This is a genomic window from Sagittula sp. SSi028 (assembly GCF_048553715.1).
In the GTDB taxonomy this organism is placed as follows: Bacteria; Pseudomonadota; Alphaproteobacteria; order Rhodobacterales; family Rhodobacteraceae; genus Sagittula.
Genome location: NZ_JBLZNC010000003.1, coordinates 480,058 through 497,504, shown reverse-complemented (window position 1 = coordinate 497,504; position 17,447 = coordinate 480,058). Strand labels below are relative to the sequence as shown.

Genomic DNA, 17,447 nt, shown 5'->3' with positions numbered 1-17,447 from the left:
ACGCATGCCGAGCCCCTCTCCTCCTCCCTGGGGCCTCGACATAAGCGGCGGCACCTCTCCTCCTCCCTGGTGTCGCTGCGCTCATACCGCCCTTCGGGGCAGACATGCCGGCCCCCTCTCCTCCTCCCTGGGGTTTCCGACATTAGCGACGGGGCCTCTCCTCCTCCCTGGCTCCGTCGCACACTCATAACGGCCCGTTCCGGGCCACGCATGCCGAGCCCCTCTCCTCCTCCCTGGGGCCTCGACATAAGCGGCGGCACCTCTCCTCCTCCCTGGTGTCGCTGCGCTCATACCGCCCTTCGGGGCAGACATGCCGGGCCCCTCTCCTCCCCCCTGGGGTTTCCGACATTCGCGGTGGCGCCTCTCCTCCTCCCTGGCGTCACCGCACTCCTCCCCCCAGACAGATCTCAATACACAGCAGCCCAGCTATATTGTGCGCTTACCTTGTTTCCGCGGCGCGCCACCCTTTCCCTTTGTCCACGCAACAGGTAACACCTGCGTCAAAGAACAAGGGGTCCGAACCATGGCTTTGGAAAAGACATTCAACGCCGCCGAGGCTGAACCGCGCCTGTCCCAGATGTGGCGCGACGCCGGAGCGTTCCGTGCTGGCGCAAACAAGTCTCGCGACGAGAGCTTCACCATCATGTTGCCGCCACCGAACGTCACGGGCGCGCTGCACGTGGGGCATGCGTTTAACCACACGCTGATGGATATTCTGACGCGCTGGCACCGGATGCGTGGCTTTGACACGCTGTGGCAGCCGGGACAGGACCACGCTGGCATCGCCACGCAGCTTCAGGTCGAAAAGAAGCTCAAGGCCGAACAGAACATCCGCCGCACGGATTTGACGCGCGCGGACTTTCTCAATCACGTCTGGGACTGGAAGACCCAATACGGCAGCACGATCATCGATCAGATGCACCGTCTTGGCAGCTCCTGCGACTGGGAGCGCAACGCCTTTACCATGTCCGGCGCCCCCGGTGCCCCGGAGACGGATTCCGACGGCAACTTCCATGATGCGGTCATCAAGGTTTTTGTCGACATGTACGACAAGGGCCTGATCTATCGCGGCAAGCGGTTGGTCAACTGGGACCCGCATTTTGAAACCGCCATTTCCGATCTCGAGGTCGAAAATGTCGAAGTCGCGGGCCACATGTGGCATTTCAAATACCCGCTCGCGGACGGTGTCACCTACACCTACGAGGAAAAGGACGAGGACGGCGAGGTCATCTTCTCCGAGGTGCGCGACTATATCTCGATCGCCACGACCCGCCCCGAGACCATGTTGGGTGACGGCGCGGTTGCGGTGCACCCGTCGGATGAACGCTATGCCTCTCTCGTCGGTAAGCTTTGTGAAATTCCGGTCGGCCCCAAGGAACACCGCCGCCTGATCCCGATCATCGCGGACGAATATCCCGATCCCGATTTCGGCTCTGGCGCGGTGAAGATCACCGGCGCGCATGATTTCAACGACTACCAAGTTGCCAAGCGCGGCAACATCCCGCTTTACCGTTTGATGGATCGCGCAGGCTGTCTGCGCGCAGACGGCGCCCCCTATGCCGAGGCCGTCGCCATTGCGATGGATGTGGCACAGGGCAAGCGCAGCCTGACCGAGGTGGAAACCGATGCGGTCAACCTCGTGCCCGACCATCTGCGCGGCCTCGACCGATTTGAGGCACGCGAAAAGGTCGTGGCCGAGATCACCGCCGAAGGTCTGGCGGTGATGACCGTCGCCACCGACCCCCGTCTTGGCAAGCCCGTGAAAAAGCCGCTTGCCCCGGAAGAGGGCGGCGAAGCCCGCACCGAAGAGGAACAGCTGGTCCCGCTGGTCGAGGCCAAGCCGATCATGCAGCCGTTTGGCGACCGATCCAAAGTCGTGATCGAGCCGATGCTGACCGATCAATGGTTCGTCGAGGCCGAAAAGATCGCAGGTCCCGCGCTGGATGCTGTGCGATCAGGCAAGATCAAGATCATGCCGGAGTCCGGCGAAAAGACGTTCTATCACTGGCTGGAAAACATCGAGCCGTGGTGTATCTCGCGGCAGCTGTGGTGGGGTCACCAGATCCCCGTGTGGTACATCCCCGGCGAGGAAGACTGGTTCCCGATCTGCGCAGCCACCGAGGCAGAGGCTTTGGCCAAAGCCGTTGCCATGTCCCCCGAGGGGACAGAGTTCCGCATCGTCGCAGACGCTGCCGAGGCCGGTGAGGTGCTCGCTCAGGTCCGTGACGCGCTGGATGTCTCGGACGAGGGGACGATCCGGACCTTTGACGCTCCGATGCAGTTGCCGATGTTCCGCGACCCGGACGTGCTTGACACGTGGTTCTCGTCCGGTCTGTGGCCGATCGGCACGCTGGGCTGGCCCGAAGACACGCCAGAGATGGCCAAGTACTTCCCCACGGATGTGTTGGTCACCGGCTCTGACATCCTGTTCTTCTGGGTGGCGCGGATGATCATGATGCAATTGGCCGTGGTGGACGAAATCCCCTTCCACACGGTCTACCTGCACCAGCTCGTCCGCGACGAGAAGGGCAAGAAAATGTCCAAGACCACCGGCAACGTCATCGACCCGCTGGAAGTGGTGAACGAATACGGGGCCGATGCGCTGCGGTTCAACAATGCCTCGATGGCCTCCATTGGTGGTGTGTTGAAGATGTCGATGGACCGCATCGCCGGCTATCGCAACTTCGGCACCAAACTGTGGAACGCCTGCCGCTTTGCCGAGATGAACGATGTCTTTGCCGGTCACACGACCTCGGCCATGCCCGTGGCAGAGCAGACGGTCAACAAGTGGATCATCGGCGAGACCGCCCGCGTGCGCGAAGTTGTGGACACCGCCCTGACCGAGTATCGGTTCAACGACGCGGCGCAGGCGCTTTACGCCTTTGTTTGGGGCAAAGTCTGCGACTGGTATGTGGAATTCTCCAAGCCGCTGTTCGGCTCGGACGATGCGGCCGTTGTCGCCGAGACCCGCGCCACCATGGCATGGGTTCTGGACCAATGTCTGATCCTGCTGCACCCCATCATGCCCTTCATCACCGAAGAGCTGTGGGGCACGCTGGGCCAGCGCGACACCATGCTGGTGCACACAGACTGGCCGACGTATGACGCCAGCGTGGCAGACACCCAAGCCGACGCAGAAATGTCATGGGTGATCTCGCTGATCGAGGGCGTACGCTCTGCCCGCGCGCAAATGCATGTGCCCGCAGGGCTCTATGTGCCGACCTTGGCCAATGGTCTGACCGCTGAAGAACGCGGTGCATGGCAGCGCAACGAGGTGTTGATCAAACGCCTCGCCCGGATCGAGAGCATGGAAGAGGTCGACAGCTTCCCCAAGGGCTGCGTCACCATCCCCGTGGGGGCGGCGACCTTTGCTATGCCGTTGGCCGACATCATCGATGTAGCCGCAGAAAAGGCGCGTCTGGAAAAGACACTGGGCAAGTTGGCCAAAGAACTGGGCGGATTGCGCGGACGTCTGAACAACCCGAAATTCGCAGCCTCCGCCCCGCCGGAAGTGGTCGAAGAAGCAAAGGCCAATCTGGCAGAGCGCGAAAGCGATGAGGCCAAGATCAAGGATGCGCTGGCGCGTTTGGCCGAGATCGGCTGAGGCATTTCACTTTTCTTGCGCAAAGCGACCGGCGCGGCCCCTTCGGGGCCGCGCTTTTTCGTTGCTTGGTGGGATATGCGTTACGCGCGCCAGAACCGCACGGTGAACAAAGCATAGACGGCCAGCAGCTCGAGCCGTCCCGCCAGCATGGCAAAGCTCAACACCCATTTCGGGCCATCTGCCAAACCTGCGAAATTGCCCGCCGGACCGATCTGGTCGCCAAGACCGGGGCCGATGTTGCCGATGGCCGTCGCAGCACCGGAAATGGCCGTGATGAAATCCAGGCCCATCATGCCCAATGTGACCGAAAACACGCCCAAAGAGACCACGAAGAAGACAAAAAAGCTCATGACCGAGCTCATGACATCGCTGCCAACAGGCCGCCCCTGATAGCGCGGGATAAATACCCCATGCGGCGACCGGATCCGGCGCAGCTGCACCTTGACCGAGGCAAATAACAGCTGCCAGCGGAAGATCTTCACCGAACAGGCGGTAGAGCCCGCGCATCCGCCGATCAGACCGATGAAAAAGAACATCGAAATCAGGAAGGGCCCCCACCCCATGTAATCGACGCTGGCGTAGCCGGTGCCCGTGATGATCGAGGATATGTTGAACAAAGCCTCGCGCACGGCCTGTTCGGGATGGTGCGGAAAGATCCACAACAAGATCACAGAGGTCATAATCACCAGCACAGCAATCACGCCCAGAAACCCGCGCACCTGTGTGTCGCGAAGCAGCGCGAACTGGTAGCCGTTTGCCATCTGGACGTAGCGCACAAACGGCAAGGCCGCGAGGATCATGAACACCGTGGCGACATATTCTGCAGGCCCCGCGAAAACTCCGAAAGAGGCGTCATAGTTGGCGAAACCGCCAGTCGAGACCGTGGTCATGGCATGCACCGTTGCATCAAAGGCATTCATGCCCGTGATCATGTAGCACAGCGTACAGGCCAAGGTCAGCGTGATGTAAATGGTCGAGATCGACGACGAGATCTGTGTCGCGCGCGGCAGGATTTTCCCCATGGTGTCAAAGGCTTCGGAGCGGAAAATCTGCATACCGCCGACCTTGAGTTCCGGCAGGAACACCATGGCCACCACGATGATCCCGACCCCGCCCAGCCATTGCAGCAAGCCACGCCACAGCAACAGCCCCTTCGGCAGGTCGTCGAGACCGGAGAACACCGTTGATCCGGTGGTGGTCAACCCGGACATTGCCTCGAAATAGGCGTCGGTGATGCTGGCCTCTGTCGCGCCGAGCATGAACGGCAGCGCGCCGAACACAGGCAAGGCCGCCCAGACGCCCACCGTCAAAAGAAACGTCTGCTGGATGGTCAGACCTTCCTGCACGCGGTTCGCACAGGCCAGCGCCACAAGGCCACCGGTAAGCATGGTGATCAGCGCGCTTTCGGCAAAGACGGGCCACTGGCCGCGCCCCTCGGCCAGATCGACCAGCATGGGCAGGATCATGCACGCGCCGAGGGCGCAAACCAGCAGGCCAATAACATAGGCGACGGGGCGGATATCAATCATAAGGGCGAGCCTTGGTCCGCAGGCCTGCAACTGTCAAGCATGGCCGCGCCCCAATCAGGTGTGACGTGGCTTTCACGCCGCGCGAACGGGAACGAAAAACGCCGCCCGGTGCGGGGCGGCGTTACAGGTTCAACCCACGTGGAAGAGGGTCGAGAACAGCTTGGGGTCAATGCTGTCGGATGCAAAGCGCGGCCCTTCGGTCAGGACAGATACCGCATCATGGCTGTGCAGGCTTTCCTGATGGCTGGCGATGACGCGGTAATCGCGCACGCGCGGCTCGTTTGTCAGCTGCTCTGCAAACAGGCGGGCCGCATCTTCGACAAAGATCGGGTTGGCCGCGTTCAGTTCGGCAAAGGCCTGTTCATCCTCACGCTTGACCATGACCTGCGTTTCTGTGGGCACTGCGCGGCGGCACAGCTCGATCAGATCCTCGAACCACAGGCAGTCGCCTTCGGCGACTTCGACCGACAGGCGCGCCACGGAGCGCTGCGAATGCGGCGTGGCCAGCTGCCCACGTTCACGGCGCGCGTGCTCTGACAACTCCAGCGAACAGGGGCAGGTCGAGGAATAGACGTAATCAAGATGCAGGATCTTCACCCGCTCCCCTGCCTGATCGACCAGTTCCAAGGCGATGTCATAGTATTGATAGCCCGACAGGCCAGAGCGCAGGCTGTCGACACGGACAGGGAACCGGAACGCCACGTTGATCCGCGCATCAAAGCTTTCGAGATCGGATTTGTAATCGTCCAACGCGGCCTCGATGACCTCGAAGCTGAAGGTCTTTTCCGCATGCACATAGAAGGACCGCATGATGCGGCTCATGTTGATGCCCTTTTTATCGGCATCAAGGCTGACCGTCCCGGTGACCGAGGTCTCAAGGCTCAGATCGCCACTGTCGCGGGTGTGGTAGCGCAGCGGCAGGCGAAAGTTCGAGATGCCCACATGCTGGATCATACGGTTCTCACCGCGGATCAGCGAGGACGGACCGTTTTGTAGATCGGGCATGCGCGCTTTGTAGGCGGCGTCTACCGTGAAATCGGACGGGTAGTCGCGGGACAGCACCGGATAGCTGTCAGCCTCCGCCGATGCGTCCAGATGCGAAAGGGCCGGGTGCAGCTGTTCGACTTCGGCGGCATGGGCCGCATGCGTCCAGCGTTTCAGCAGGGCGAGCGCCTCTTCCGCCTCTTTGCGTGTCGGCATGCTGTCGATTTTGGGTGCGTGCACATTCATGTCCGGGGGCCCCCTTGGCCATTCATTTCAAAGCACAATTTAGGTGCTCTCGGGTCGGTTTCCAACATTACTACGCAACAGACCAGCCCCCGGATCAATTTTTAGGTGTTTTTACACCGCCTCAAGGGCCTGCATGACATCGCCGAGCAAATCGTCAATGTCCTCCAGCCCCACCGACAGGCGCACAAGCCCCATGGAGATGCCCAAGGTGTCTTTCTGCTCTTGCGGCAGACGCTGGTGCGTGGTGGTTGCCGGATGCGTGACGATAGATTTCGAATCCGCGAAGTTGTTGGAAATGGTGAAGATCTCCAACGCGTTGAGGAAGCGGAAACAGGCCTCGCGCCCACCGTCGATTTCAAACGCCAGTACCGTGCCGCCGGATTCCGCCTGCGCGGAGGCGATGGCATATTGCGGATGGCTGGGAAGCCCCGGATAGCTTACGCGTGTAAGCTTGGCGTGGCCTTCCAGTGCGGTTGCGATCTTCAACGCGCCTTCGGCCTGCCCACGCACCCGCAGATCCAGCGTGTCGAGCGATTTCAGATGCACCCAAGCGGAGAACGGGTTCAGCGCAGCGCCGGTGTGTTTGAGGTAGGTCTCGATCGGACCACGCACGGTTTCGCGGTCGCCGCAGACAACACCGCCCAGCATGCGCCCCTGCCCGTCCACGTGCTTGGTCGTGGAAATCACACAGATGTCGGCACCGCATTCGGCGGCGTAGGAATAGATCGGCGTGGCCATGGCGTCGTCAACGATGACCTTTGCCCCTTTGGCATGGGCCACCTTGACCACATGGCGCAGGTCGATGACCTCCAGCGTGGGGTTGGAAATCGCCTCAAGGAAGACAAGCGCCGTGTCGTCGCGGATCGCCGCGTCCCATGCAGCATTGTCGGTGCCATCGACCAAGGTGATTTCGACGCCGAAGCGGGCCAGCACGTTTTCGAGCACATACAGGCAGGACCCGAACAGCGCGCGCGAGGCGACCACGTGATCGCCCGCCTTGGACAGCGCCATCAGCGCGCCATTCACGGCCGCCATGCCTGACGCACAGGCAAAGGCATCCTCGTAGCCGGTGATCGCGGCCATGCGGTCCTCGAACATGCGCACGGTGGGGTTGCCGTAGCGGGCATAGATGAACTCATCCTCGCCCGCCTGAACAAAGCGCGCCTCTGCCGCTTCGGCGTTGTCGTAGACAAAGCCCTGGGTCAGGAAAACGGCCTCGCTGACCTCGCCATATTGCGAGCGGCGGGTGCCGCCGTGAACCAGAGTCGTGCGTTTTCCGCGTGTCTTGTCTGCCATATCGGTCTCTCCGAACAAAAAAGCCCCGTTCGGCCAAGCGAAAGGGGGCTTTCGTCTGACCTCTTTAGCGGTTTTGAGCGCACACCGCCCGTGGCCCGCAATCCGGTTACAAATCGCCACGGCGCTGCCATAGAACCATTACCAAAGCATTTCAAGACCGTCACATATCGGTCACCCAAGCTTCACCGAAGCTTTGCAGCCTCGTGGCACAGGACCCCTGTACCCGATGTGGACCGATGCCATGCCCATGCTCAACATCACCGCCCATGAGGATCATTGCCACCTTCACGCCGCAGGCGGCCCGCTGCTGCCAGAGCTGAAGGCCGCGCTGGACCGTGACCCCGGCCCTGTCACCGTGATGGTGCACGGCTTTCGCTATCAACCCGGTCTGACGGATCACTGCCCGCACCAAACCCTGTTTGCCACCGGCCCGGCCACAGCGACAATTCCGGCATGGCCACGGCATTTGGGACTGCGTGGACAGGCGGGCGAAGGGCTGGGACTGTCGTTCGGCTGGTTCGCGCGGGGCACCATCTGGCAGGCGCATCGCCGGGCGGAAACGGCAGGTCACGCGCTGGCGCGCCTGCTGGCGGACGTCAAAGCATTGGACCCACAGCGCCCCGTCCACGCCATCGGGCATTCCCTTGGCGCGCGGGTGATCCTGTCGGCGATCCGCGCCGGACAGCCCGGCGTGATTGATCGCACTGTGCTTCTGGCAGGGGCGGAATTTGCCGGCACCGCGCGCCATGTTCTGCATTCCTCTGCAGGGCGCCGGACCGAGGTGCTCAACGTTGCCTCACGGGAAAATGATCTGTTCGATTTCATGCTTGAACGCCTCGTGCCAGCCGAAGCCCCCGGCGACCGCATGTTGGGCGCCGCGCGCACGACCGGTATGGCCCCCAATATGGTCACCCTGCAACTTGATGACGCGCGCAGTCTGTCTGCGCTGAGGGCCGCAGGCTTTCCGATATCGCCGACGCAACAGCGCATTTGCCATTGGTCCCCTTACATGCGCGCCGGTGTCTTTCCGCTCTACCGGGCGTATCTGTCGGGCACCCTGCCCCTCGCACGTCTGCGCGGCATCCTGCCAGACGCCACGACTGCGCGGTGGTCTCGGCTGCTGTCGCGCCCCTTTTGGGCCACCCCGGACATCAATGCCGCAGGCGCGCTGACCAAACAGTCCTGACGGCGGCTGCTTGCCCAGAAATGACGCCCCGGTGCCTTGCGTTTCACCGGGCGTCAGCCCCATCATGGGACAAAAGACACGAGGGACCGAATTGGGCGAGTTTTTCTTTCAGGCGACCGTTTTTCTGGCAGCGGCGGTGATCGCTGTGCCGATTGCAACCCGTATGGGCTTGGGATCGGTGCTGGGCTACCTCATGGCCGGTCTGGTCATTGGACCGGGCTTGGGTCTTGTGGCGCATACGGAAGATTTGCAGCATTTCGCAGAATTCGGCGTCGTGATGATGCTGTTCCTTATCGGGCTGGAGCTGGAACCCCGTGCCCTGTGGGATATGCGCCACCGCCTTGTTGGTCTTGGTGGATTGCAGATCGTGCTGACCACAATGGCGGTGATGGGGGGTGCCATGGCACTGGGCTATGCGTGGCAGACCGCATTGGCCATCGGTATGACACTGGCGCTGTCCTCGACCGCGATTGTGCTGCAAACCCTGAGCGAGAAAGGGTTGATGCAGACCAATGGCGGGCGTTCGGCGTTTTCCGTCTTGCTGACGCAGGATATTGCCGTGATCCCGATGCTGATCGCCCTGCCCCTGCTGGCCGTGACGCCAACGATTGCCGCAAACCCTGACGGATCCATTCGCCGCGCCATCGACACGGACAGCCATGCCGAGGATGCCCATGGCGCGATGTCGCTCGTCGACGGGCTGGAAGGTTGGCAAGCGGCAGGTGTCACGCTGGCGATTGTGGCCGCGATCATTCTGGCGGGTGTCTACGGCGCGCGGCCCCTGTTTCGCTACATCCACGCGGCCCGCCTGCCGGAGATGTTCACCGCCGTGGCACTGCTGATCGTCATCGGCATCGCCTTTCTGATGACGCTGGTCGGCCTGTCGCCTGCTTTGGGCACATTCCTTGCGGGTGTGGTGCTTGCGAACTCCGAATTCCGCCACGAGCTGGAATCGGACATCGCGCCCTTCAAGGGGCTGCTTCTGGGGCTGTTTTTTATCACCGTCGGCGCAGGCATCGATGTGGACCTGCTGATGGCAGAACCATTAACCATGGTGGGTTTTGCCATTGCGATCATCGTGCTGAAGGGCGCGTTGCTGTTCGCAATCGGTCGTGCCTTCGGCCTGCGCAACCGTGGACTATGGTTGTTTACGCTGGGTTTGGCGCAAGCGGGGGAATTCGGCTTTGTGCTGGTGTCCTTTGCCCTACAGCAAAGCGTCTTTGATACGGCCTTGGCAAACCGACTGCTGTTGGTGGTCGCCCTGTCGATGCTGATCACGCCACTGCTGTTTTTGCTGTTCGATCAGATCCGTGACCGCTTGGAGCGCAGCGGTGAGGCGCATGAACCGGACGTTATCGACGCCGAAGGGCCCGTGATCATCGCCGGGATCGGCCGGTTCGGGCAGGTGGTAAACCGCTTGGTGCAAAGCACGGGATATCGCACCGTTGTCCTCGACCACGATATGTCGACGATCCAGCTGATGCGGCGGTTCGGCTATCAGGGCTTCTTTGGGGATCCGACACGGCCTGAGCTGTTGCACGCAGCCGGTTTGAATGCGGCCCGCGTTCTAGTGGCGGCTTTGGATGATCCGAAGGCGAATACCAAACTGGTGGCATACGCCCGCCGCGTGCGCCCCGATCTGCACATCGTGGCCCGCGCCCGCGACCGCAATCATGTCTACAGCTTATATCAGGCAGGCGCGGACGATATCGTGCGTGAGATGTTTGACAGTTCTCTGCGTGCAGGGCGCTACGTTCTGGAAAATATCGGGATGAGCGAATACGAGGCCGCAACGGCGGAGGAAACCTTTTACCACCACGACCGGCAAACCATTCGTGAGCTGGCCAAACTGTGGGATCCGTCTATTCCCGCCACGGAAAACGAGCCCTATATCGCCCGCGCCCGCGAGTTGGAAAAAGAGTTGGAAACCGCTTTGTTCACAGCCCTAGACGCACGGGCGAAGGACGCCAGTTAAGGGGGTTTCACGGGGGCGCTGCCCCCGCACCCCCGAGGTATTTTGACCAAGAAAAAGCCAAGGTGGTTGTTGCGTGGTTCGAAAACGAGAAACGGCGCCCGAGGGGACGCCGTTTTGTTCGGGCAAATGTGGTGGATCAGGCGGCGCGGAGGCCAAGCACATCATCCACTTGTTTTGCTGCCGCGGCCTCGTCCCCGGAGACGGCGGCGATTTCGCGGGTCAGACGTTCCAGAGCCGCCTCGTAAAGCTGACGCTCGGAGTAGGATTGTTCCCGCTGGTCATCGGCGCGGTGCAGGTCGCGGACCACCTCTGCAATCGCGATGAGATCACCGGAATTGATCTTTTGTTCGTATTCCTGCGCGCGGCGGGACCACATGGCGCGCTTGACCTTGGCTTTGCCTTTCAGGGTGCGCATCGCTTCGTCCACCACGTCGGGCGAGCTGAGGCTGCGCATGCCGATTTCCGTCGCCTTGTGTGTGGGAACACGCAGCGTCATTTTGTCTTTCTCGAAGGAGATCACGAAGAGTTCCAGGCTGATGCCTGCGATCTCCTGCTCCTCGATCGAGACGATCTGGCCGACACCATGGGCCGGATAGACGACGTAATCATCAGGACGGAATTCGGACTTCTTCGCTTTGGTCATATAGGCTTTCCTCGCAGCACCGACAGCTGAGTTGCAAGCCAATGGTCGATAAGACGCAAAAATGCACGAAAACCCGTCAGGTTTCCGGTCAGATCTGTGTCGTCATCGATCTATTGGCCCCCGGTCACGTTATGGGGCAATCCCCCGAGCAGCATGTCATCATGTGAACCACACATATAACACAAACGGGGCGCTTGTGGTAGCGCCCCGATATCATCACTTTGTGTATCTTTTACAATAGGCTAGCCGTTGGCACGCGCCCCGCAGGGCAATCCGTGGCGAATCAACCGCCCTCGCCCGGTGCTTCGGAGAAGTATTTCTCCAGCTTGCCGGTTTCGCCATCGCGTTCTTCGGCCTCAGGCAGCGGGTCTTTCTTTGTGATGATGACCGGCCACATCTCGGAGTATTTCCGGTTGAACTCGACCCATTTTTCCATCTCCGGCTCTGTGTCCGGGCGGATCGCATCTGCGGGGCATTCCGGTTCACAGACGCCGCAGTCGATGCATTCGTCAGGGTGGATCACCAGCGTGTTTTCACCTTCGTAGAAGCAGTCCACAGGACATACTTCGACGCAGTCGGTGTATTTGCAGCCGATGCAGTTATCAGTCACGACATAGGTCATTGAAGCGTCACTTCCTCTCGGGTGTCAGCGGTCTAGCTAGAACACACGCCCCGATCATTCAAGCGTCCGACGGCGATCAAGTTCGAGTTTTCGCCTGTCGCGCTTTGTTGGACGCGCATTGCCTTCGAGGCGGGCGATTGGCGGAACGTCCGTTTTGTCGCGCGGCTGTGGCGGAGAAAGATCTTCGTAAAGCGCCTGCGCCTCGGGGGCGGGGCCGCGCCGGTCTCCCGGCGCGAGCATTTTTATCACGCGCACATCACACCCCTGCGGAAAGGTCACAACATCGCCTGCCCCCAGCCCGTAGGCCGGTTTCGCGATGCTTAACCCGTTCACCCGGCAGGAACCGCCCGACACGACCTTGGCGGCGAGGCTGCGCGTCTTGAAGAAACGCGCATGCCAAAGCCATTTGTCGATGCGGATCTTTGCCGTAGGGGTCATGGCCGACGGTTACTTTTTGTCCTTCAGACCCATAAGCGCGGCTGCGAAGGGGTTGTCGGGATCGATCGGCTTGTCCTTTTTCGGCGGACGCGCCTCGAAAGATTTGCCGCCCTTGGGACCACCTTTGCCTTTCGGCCCCCCCTTCCCTTTGGGACCGCCTTTTCCACGTGGGCCGCCACGGTCGTCACGACGACCTGCACCGTCTTGCGCGTCACGGCGCGGTTTGCCACCGCCACGACGTTGTCCACCACGGTTTCCGCCGCGATTTCCACCCCATGTGAAGGTATAGAAGGTTTCCATTTCCGGCCCTGCGACCGCACCGTCCGGGGTGTCACCGGGCAGGATTTCTTCGGCAGGGGTGTCGGCCACAGCGTTTTCGTTCGACGCGGCATCCATGTTCTGCGCAGGCTCGGCAGCGATGGGTGCTTCGCCCGCATCCTCGAGCTTGGACACGGGTTCGGCCACATCCGCAGGCGCGGGAATGTCAGAGGCGCCGGGTTCCAGCGTCGGGGGCGTTTCCGCAGCTACATCCATAACCGGCGTGTCATCGCCTGCCACAGTGGCATCGCCTTCAACCTGTTCGCCGGTCTCAGGCTGAACAACGGCATCCACCGGTTTGACCTTTGTGCGCTCGCCCTTTTCGGCGCGGTAGCCGAGACCCTCCATAAGGTCGGCGAACTGCTCCAGCGTCATGCCGGTGATCGACAGCATATCTGCCTTGGCTTCGAACCCTGCGCGCGAATCCTCGCCACGCAGCATATCCGCCAGACGTTCCAGCATATCAATGCGGATGGCGCGCGCCCCGGCCTTGCGGTAGCCCGACAGAGTATAGTGCTGGGCGGGCACTTCGGCCATGTTCGGCACCGTCACCAGACCCGGCGGCGGGGCTTCGGGGAATTCGTCCAGATCATTGGCCAGTGACCACAGCACCAGACGCAGACGGGTTGGTGCCGGTTTCAGCAGCAGCGGCATGAAAATCGTAAACTGGCCAAAGCGCACGCCATGTTTGCGCAGCGCGCCGCGGGCGTCCTGATCCAGTGCCTTCACGTCGTCGGCCACATCGGCGCGGGGAATAATGCCCATGCCTTCGACCATACGGAAGGCAAAGCCACGTGCCAGCCCGGTCAGCGTTTCATCGTCGCGCATCTTGATCAGCGGCTCGAACAAAGCGGCGATCTTGCGGTCCATGAAATGCTGCAAACGGCGTTCGACTTTTTGCGCGACATCGGCACCGGCTTCGTCATCGACAAAGGCCACAACACGCGGCTTGAGCGGGTCGTCGCCTTTTGCCAGCTTGCCAACCGCCTGATCGCCCCACATGAGGCCACCCTGTTCGGTAAAGTCGATCTCGGTATCGGGCGCGTTGTAGAAACGGTCCGCACGCAGGTGGAAATGCGGCGCCAAGGCCTGCAGCGAGGCCTGACGCAGGGTCTTGGCCTCCTGCCCCTGGGCTTCCTTATCCTGACGGAAGCGGAAGCCTTCAAGCTTGCCCACGACGTGACCTTCGACGGTCACTTCACCAGTATCGTTTACTTCGGCCAAGAGGGCCTCCTTCTGTTTCAACCGGCGAAGCAGGACGCTGGTCCGCCGGTCTACAAATCTTTGTGTCAGCCGGTCATGCAATGCATCCGACAAGCGGTCTTCTACAGCGCGAGTCGTCCCGCGCCAATGCTCTTCGTCGCGTGTCCAACCTTTGCGCTGTGCAACATAGGTCCAAGTGCGAATATAGGCGAGCCGTTTTGACAACGCATCAATGTCGCCATCGGTTCGATCTATTCGTTTCACCTGCCGGGCCATGAAATCATCGGGAATCGCACCGGATTGATGCAAATGGCCGAAAATCGTGCTCAAAAGGCCCGCGTGCTCTGCCGGAGAGATGCCACGAAAATCGGGGATACGGCAGGTGTCCCACAGAAGGCGCACAGAATCGACAGAGGACGCGCGGGCGCGCACCTCCGCTTCTGAGGCCATGGCACGCAGGGCGCGCAGGTCATCGGCCTCGCGGGCTTTGGTCAGCAATTCATGGGTCGGCTGTGCATCAAGTGACCTTTCCAATGCATCAATTGACCCGAAATTCAGCTCTGCTGATCGCCATTGCAGCTTTTTCAGCGGGGTAAACTGATGGTTCGTGATGGCCTCGACCACGTCTTCGTCCAGCGGCGATGCCTCGCCTGTGACGCCAAAGGTGCCATCGGACATGCCGCGCCCTGCCCGTCCGGCAATCTGCGCCAGCTCATTGGGCATCAGGGGGCGCATCCGCCGCCCATCAAATTTGGTCAGCGAGGAAAAGGCCACATGGTTGATGTCGAGGTTCAACCCCATGCCGATGGCGTCCGTCGCCACCAGATAATCGACCTCGCCATTCTGATAGAGGTCGACCTGCGCATTGCGGGTGCGGGGCGACAAGGCCCCCATCACCACGGCGGCCCCGCCCTTTTGACGCTTCAACAGCTCGGCAATGGCATAGACGTTGTCGATGGAAAACCCGACGATGGCGGTCCGCGCCTGCAAGCGGCTGATCTTTTTCGAGCCGGTGTAGACAAGCTGCGACATACGTTCGCGCCGCACAAACTCGACCCCGGGGACAAGCTGCGCGATGGTGCTGCGCATCGTATCGGCCCCCAGAAACAGCGTCTCATGGGTGCCCCGCATGCGCAGCAAACGGTCGGTGAAGACATGACCGCGCTCTGGATCGGCACACAGCTGGATCTCGTCGATGGCGACGAAATCCGCCCCCATGCCTTCGGGCATCGCCTCGACCGTGCAGACCCAGAACTGGGCGCGCGGTGGAACGATCCGCTCTTCGCCGGTGACCAGTGCCACAACCGAAGGCCCGCGCGCGGCAACGATTCGGTCGTAGACCTCGCGCGCCAACAGCCGCAGCGGCAACCCGATGACGCCAGAGCGATAGCCCAGCATCCGCTCGATGGCGTAGTGCGTCTTGCCGGTGTTCGTCGGGCCTAAGACGGCCGCGATGCGGGATCTTTGCGCCATGGGTGCGCCTCCGCGCAACGCCGCTATAGCGTCACGCCTTTAACGTTTGCGTCCAACCGCTCCAGCGCGCCGATGACGTCCGGATCGTGCGGTCGCAGGGTCAGTACCCGTTCATAGGCCTCATAGGCAAGCGCCTCTTGCCCCAATTGTTCATAGATCGCGCCGACGCCCCGCAAGGCCCCGAAATGGTTCGGGTTCAGCGCCAGCACATGTTCCAGCGCATCGAGCGACGGGCCCAGCCGGTCGGCCTCGAAATAGGCGAGGGCCAGCCCGTGCCAGCCTTCGGCGAACTCAGGCGCGTGATCGGTCAGCGCCTGAAAGTGGTCCAGCGCCGCTTCGGTGTCGGACACCTCTAAAGCGTCGCGTCCGCGTTTGAGCAACAGCTCCATCGCGGGCGATCCTGCCTTGGACCATTCAGAGATGATCTGATTTTCCAGCCGAGTGGCGGCGGTGTCGTCCTCGGCGCTTTGCAGCTCGGACATCAACCGTTCCAGCCGTTCTTGCGCCACCGCGCCGACGGGTAGGGAAATCATGACTGTGGCAATAAATGCCGCTACGGTACTTTTGAATTTCATGTCACCGGTGCTCATAACCTGTCATGACTGTAGCGTCCGTGCAGCAAATGAACAGCGCACGTTTAAGAGAGAAGTGAGGAGCGACAAATGAGCGACGTGGTGAACGCAGCGGTAACGGCCCTGCAATCCAAGATGAACGGTGAATCCTTTGACGGCACCGCCAAATTCGTCATCGAAGGCGAAGGCGCGCTGGTCATTGACGGCTCCGACGTGCGCGCAGGCGACGAAGAGACCGACGTCACACTGACCTCCGATCAGGAAACCTTCGAGGCGATTCTGTCCGGTGATCTGAACCCCACCGCGGCCTTCATGGGCGGCAAGCTGACCATCGACGGCGACATGTCCAAGGCGATGGCTCTGGGCGGCGTTCTGTCCTGATGACCCTGTCCCCCGCGCCCCTTTTTGCCGATCTGGCCGAAGCCCCCGCACAAACGCGTGCGTGGTGGGTGGATGCGTCAGACGGCTTGCGGCTGCGCGTGATGCATGCGCCGTCACAGGGCGCGCGGGGGACTGTTCTGCTGTTTCCGGGCCGCACCGAATACGTGGAAAAATACGGTCGTGCGGCGGCCGTTCTGGCACAGGCAGGCTATGACACGCTGGCCATCGACTGGCGCGGTCAGGGGCTAGCGGGCCGTATGCTCGATGAGCCACGCACCGGCCATGTGGATGTTTTCGAAGACTACCAAGCCGACGTGGCCGCTTTGGTCGCTGCGGCGGACGAACTGGGTGTGCCCGGACCGCGCCACCTGATCGGCCATTCCATGGGCGGGTGTATCGGGCTACGGGCGCTGATGGGCGGGCTGGATGTCCGCTCCGCGGTATTTACGGGGCCGATGTGGGGCATACGTCTGGGGCATGTGATGCGTCCAGCAGCTTGGGCCCTGTCGCGTCTGTCCAAACCGCTTGGCATGAGCCATCGGTTTGCGCCGGGCACGGGTGCCATGCCCTATGTCGCGGCAAGTGCTTTTGCAGACAACACATTGACCCGCGATCCGGAGATGTGGGATTACATGCGCCGTCAGGTCATGGCCCATCCGGAGCTGCAACTGGGCGGCCCGTCGCTGAACTGGCTGCATGAGGCCTTGGCCGAGACACGCCACCTTGCCCGCCAACCCTCTCCTCCCGTTCCTTGCATCTGCTACACCGGAACCAATGAACGCATCGTTGATGTTACGCGTATTCGCGACCGGATGGACCGGTGGCCGCAAGGTCGGCTGGAGATGGTCGCGGCGGGGGAACACGAGCTGATGATGGAAATCCCGGCCACGCGCGACCGTGTGTTCGCGGGCATGGTCGACCTGTTTGACGCCAACAGTGGCGATCAATCGCTGACCGCCTAGCGCCGCGCTCTCGCC

At 61.6% G+C, this 17,447-nt stretch carries 14 protein-coding genes; 6 read left to right on the top strand and 8 right to left on the bottom strand.

The features are described from left to right. Positions 1-523: 523 nt before the first annotated feature. Positions 524-3,604 carry a valine--tRNA ligase gene (locus ACN5AZ_RS08610; RefSeq protein ID WP_419428451.1) on the top strand — a complete coding sequence of 1,027 codons (3,081 nt, stop codon included), beginning with the start codon at positions 524-526 and terminating at the stop codon, positions 3,602-3,604. An 80-nt stretch (positions 3,605-3,684) separates the two neighbouring features. Here the strand turns inward: ACN5AZ_RS08610 and ACN5AZ_RS08605 are convergent, their stop codons facing one another. The 3 genes from ACN5AZ_RS08605 to ACN5AZ_RS08595 all read right to left on the bottom strand — a co-directional run bounded on the left by ACN5AZ_RS08605 (position 3,685) and on the right by ACN5AZ_RS08595 (position 7,659). After that, the gene (locus tag ACN5AZ_RS08605) at positions 3,685-5,133 is read right to left on the bottom strand and encodes a TrkH family potassium uptake protein (RefSeq protein WP_419428450.1); all 1,449 of its coding nucleotides are present in this window, start codon (positions 5,131-5,133) and stop codon (positions 3,685-3,687) included. Positions 5,134-5,262: 129 nt separating this feature from the next. Beyond that, positions 5,263-6,363 carry a GTP cyclohydrolase FolE2 gene (folE2, locus tag ACN5AZ_RS08600; protein WP_419428449.1) on the bottom strand — a complete coding sequence of 367 codons (1,101 nt, stop codon included), beginning with the start codon at positions 6,361-6,363 and terminating at the stop codon, positions 5,263-5,265. 111 nt (positions 6,364-6,474) lie between these two features. After that, complete coding sequence (locus tag ACN5AZ_RS08595; protein ID WP_419428448.1) at positions 6,475-7,659, bottom strand: aminotransferase class V-fold PLP-dependent enzyme; 1,185 nt, start codon at positions 7,657-7,659, stop codon at positions 6,475-6,477. 226 nt (positions 7,660-7,885) lie between these two features. Here ACN5AZ_RS08595 and ACN5AZ_RS08590 point away from each other — a divergent pair, with 226 nt between their 5' ends. Further along, positions 7,886-8,845 (top strand): DUF726 domain-containing protein, encoded by a 960-nt coding sequence (locus ACN5AZ_RS08590; RefSeq protein ID WP_419428447.1) that lies wholly within the window; start codon positions 7,886-7,888, stop codon positions 8,843-8,845. A gap of 64 nt (positions 8,846-8,909) precedes the next feature. After that, positions 8,910-10,820, top strand: a complete 1,911-nt coding sequence (locus ACN5AZ_RS08585; RefSeq protein ID WP_419428446.1) for a cation:proton antiporter — start codon at positions 8,910-8,912, stop codon at positions 10,818-10,820. A 136-nt stretch (positions 10,821-10,956) separates the two neighbouring features. Here the strand turns inward: ACN5AZ_RS08585 and ACN5AZ_RS08580 are convergent, their stop codons facing one another. Beyond that, on the bottom strand, positions 10,957-11,463 hold the full coding sequence (locus tag ACN5AZ_RS08580) for a CarD family transcriptional regulator (protein ID WP_419428445.1): 507 nt from the start codon (positions 11,461-11,463) through the stop codon (positions 10,957-10,959). Between the two features lie 41 nt (positions 11,464-11,504). Between ACN5AZ_RS08580 and ACN5AZ_RS08575 the strand changes: the two genes are divergently transcribed. Beyond that, positions 11,505-11,630, top strand: a complete 126-nt coding sequence (locus tag ACN5AZ_RS08575; RefSeq protein WP_419428444.1) for a hypothetical protein — start codon at positions 11,505-11,507, stop codon at positions 11,628-11,630. Between the two features lie 116 nt (positions 11,631-11,746). Here the strand turns inward: ACN5AZ_RS08575 and fdxA are convergent, their stop codons facing one another. From fdxA to ACN5AZ_RS08555, 4 genes are read right to left on the bottom strand one after another with little or no spacing between them, the layout of a single operon-like run. Continuing rightward, positions 11,747-12,085, bottom strand: a complete 339-nt coding sequence (gene fdxA, locus ACN5AZ_RS08570) for a ferredoxin FdxA (RefSeq protein ID WP_419428443.1) — start codon at positions 12,083-12,085, stop codon at positions 11,747-11,749. A 54-nt stretch (positions 12,086-12,139) separates the two neighbouring features. Beyond that, positions 12,140-12,523, bottom strand: coding sequence for an RNA-binding S4 domain-containing protein (locus ACN5AZ_RS08565; RefSeq protein WP_419428442.1), 384 nt, complete (start codon positions 12,521-12,523; stop codon positions 12,140-12,142). Between the two features lie 9 nt (positions 12,524-12,532). Beyond that, positions 12,533-15,517 (bottom strand): helicase-related protein, encoded by a 2,985-nt coding sequence (locus ACN5AZ_RS08560; RefSeq protein WP_419428441.1) that lies wholly within the window; start codon positions 15,515-15,517, stop codon positions 12,533-12,535. A gap of 23 nt (positions 15,518-15,540) precedes the next feature. Further along, the gene (locus tag ACN5AZ_RS08555) at positions 15,541-16,092 is read right to left on the bottom strand and encodes a tetratricopeptide repeat protein (protein WP_419428440.1); all 552 of its coding nucleotides are present in this window, start codon (positions 16,090-16,092) and stop codon (positions 15,541-15,543) included. A gap of 87 nt (positions 16,093-16,179) precedes the next feature. Here ACN5AZ_RS08555 and ACN5AZ_RS08550 point away from each other — a divergent pair, with 87 nt between their 5' ends. Next, positions 16,180-16,470, top strand: a complete 291-nt coding sequence (locus ACN5AZ_RS08550; protein ID WP_419428439.1) for an SCP2 sterol-binding domain-containing protein — start codon at positions 16,180-16,182, stop codon at positions 16,468-16,470. After that, on the top strand, positions 16,470-17,432 hold the full coding sequence (locus ACN5AZ_RS08545; protein ID WP_419428438.1) for an alpha/beta fold hydrolase: 963 nt from the start codon (positions 16,470-16,472) through the stop codon (positions 17,430-17,432). Before ACN5AZ_RS08550 ends, ACN5AZ_RS08545 begins: the two co-directional genes overlap by 1 nt. Positions 17,433-17,447 lie beyond the last annotated feature (15 nt).

What these genes read in the sequence shown, in the direction of transcription:
- ACN5AZ_RS08610 (WP_419428451.1), top strand. Translation starts at nt 524, where the DNA reads ATGGCTTTGGAAAAGACATTCAACGCCGCCGAGGCTGAACCGCGCCTG.
- ACN5AZ_RS08605 (WP_419428450.1), bottom strand. Translation starts at nt 5,133, where the DNA reads ATGATTGATATCCGCCCCGTCGCCTATGTTATTGGCCTGCTGGTTTGC.
- folE2 (WP_419428449.1), bottom strand. Translation starts at nt 6,363, where the DNA reads ATGAATGTGCACGCACCCAAAATCGACAGCATGCCGACACGCAAAGAG.
- ACN5AZ_RS08595 (WP_419428448.1), bottom strand. Translation starts at nt 7,659, where the DNA reads ATGGCAGACAAGACACGCGGAAAACGCACGACTCTGGTTCACGGCGGC.
- ACN5AZ_RS08590 (WP_419428447.1), top strand. Translation starts at nt 7,886, where the DNA reads ATGTGGACCGATGCCATGCCCATGCTCAACATCACCGCCCATGAGGAT.
- ACN5AZ_RS08585 (WP_419428446.1), top strand. Translation starts at nt 8,910, where the DNA reads ATGGGACAAAAGACACGAGGGACCGAATTGGGCGAGTTTTTCTTTCAG.
- ACN5AZ_RS08580 (WP_419428445.1), bottom strand. Translation starts at nt 11,463, where the DNA reads ATGACCAAAGCGAAGAAGTCCGAATTCCGTCCTGATGATTACGTCGTC.
- ACN5AZ_RS08575 (WP_419428444.1), top strand. Translation starts at nt 11,505, where the DNA reads ATGGTCGATAAGACGCAAAAATGCACGAAAACCCGTCAGGTTTCCGGT.
- fdxA (WP_419428443.1), bottom strand. Translation starts at nt 12,085, where the DNA reads ATGACCTATGTCGTGACTGATAACTGCATCGGCTGCAAATACACCGAC.
- ACN5AZ_RS08565 (WP_419428442.1), bottom strand. Translation starts at nt 12,523, where the DNA reads ATGACCCCTACGGCAAAGATCCGCATCGACAAATGGCTTTGGCATGCG.
- ACN5AZ_RS08560 (WP_419428441.1), bottom strand. Translation starts at nt 15,517, where the DNA reads ATGGCGCAAAGATCCCGCATCGCGGCCGTCTTAGGCCCGACGAACACC.
- ACN5AZ_RS08555 (WP_419428440.1), bottom strand. Translation starts at nt 16,092, where the DNA reads ATGAAATTCAAAAGTACCGTAGCGGCATTTATTGCCACAGTCATGATT.
- ACN5AZ_RS08550 (WP_419428439.1), top strand. Translation starts at nt 16,180, where the DNA reads ATGAGCGACGTGGTGAACGCAGCGGTAACGGCCCTGCAATCCAAGATG.
- ACN5AZ_RS08545 (WP_419428438.1), top strand. Translation starts at nt 16,470, where the DNA reads ATGACCCTGTCCCCCGCGCCCCTTTTTGCCGATCTGGCCGAAGCCCCC.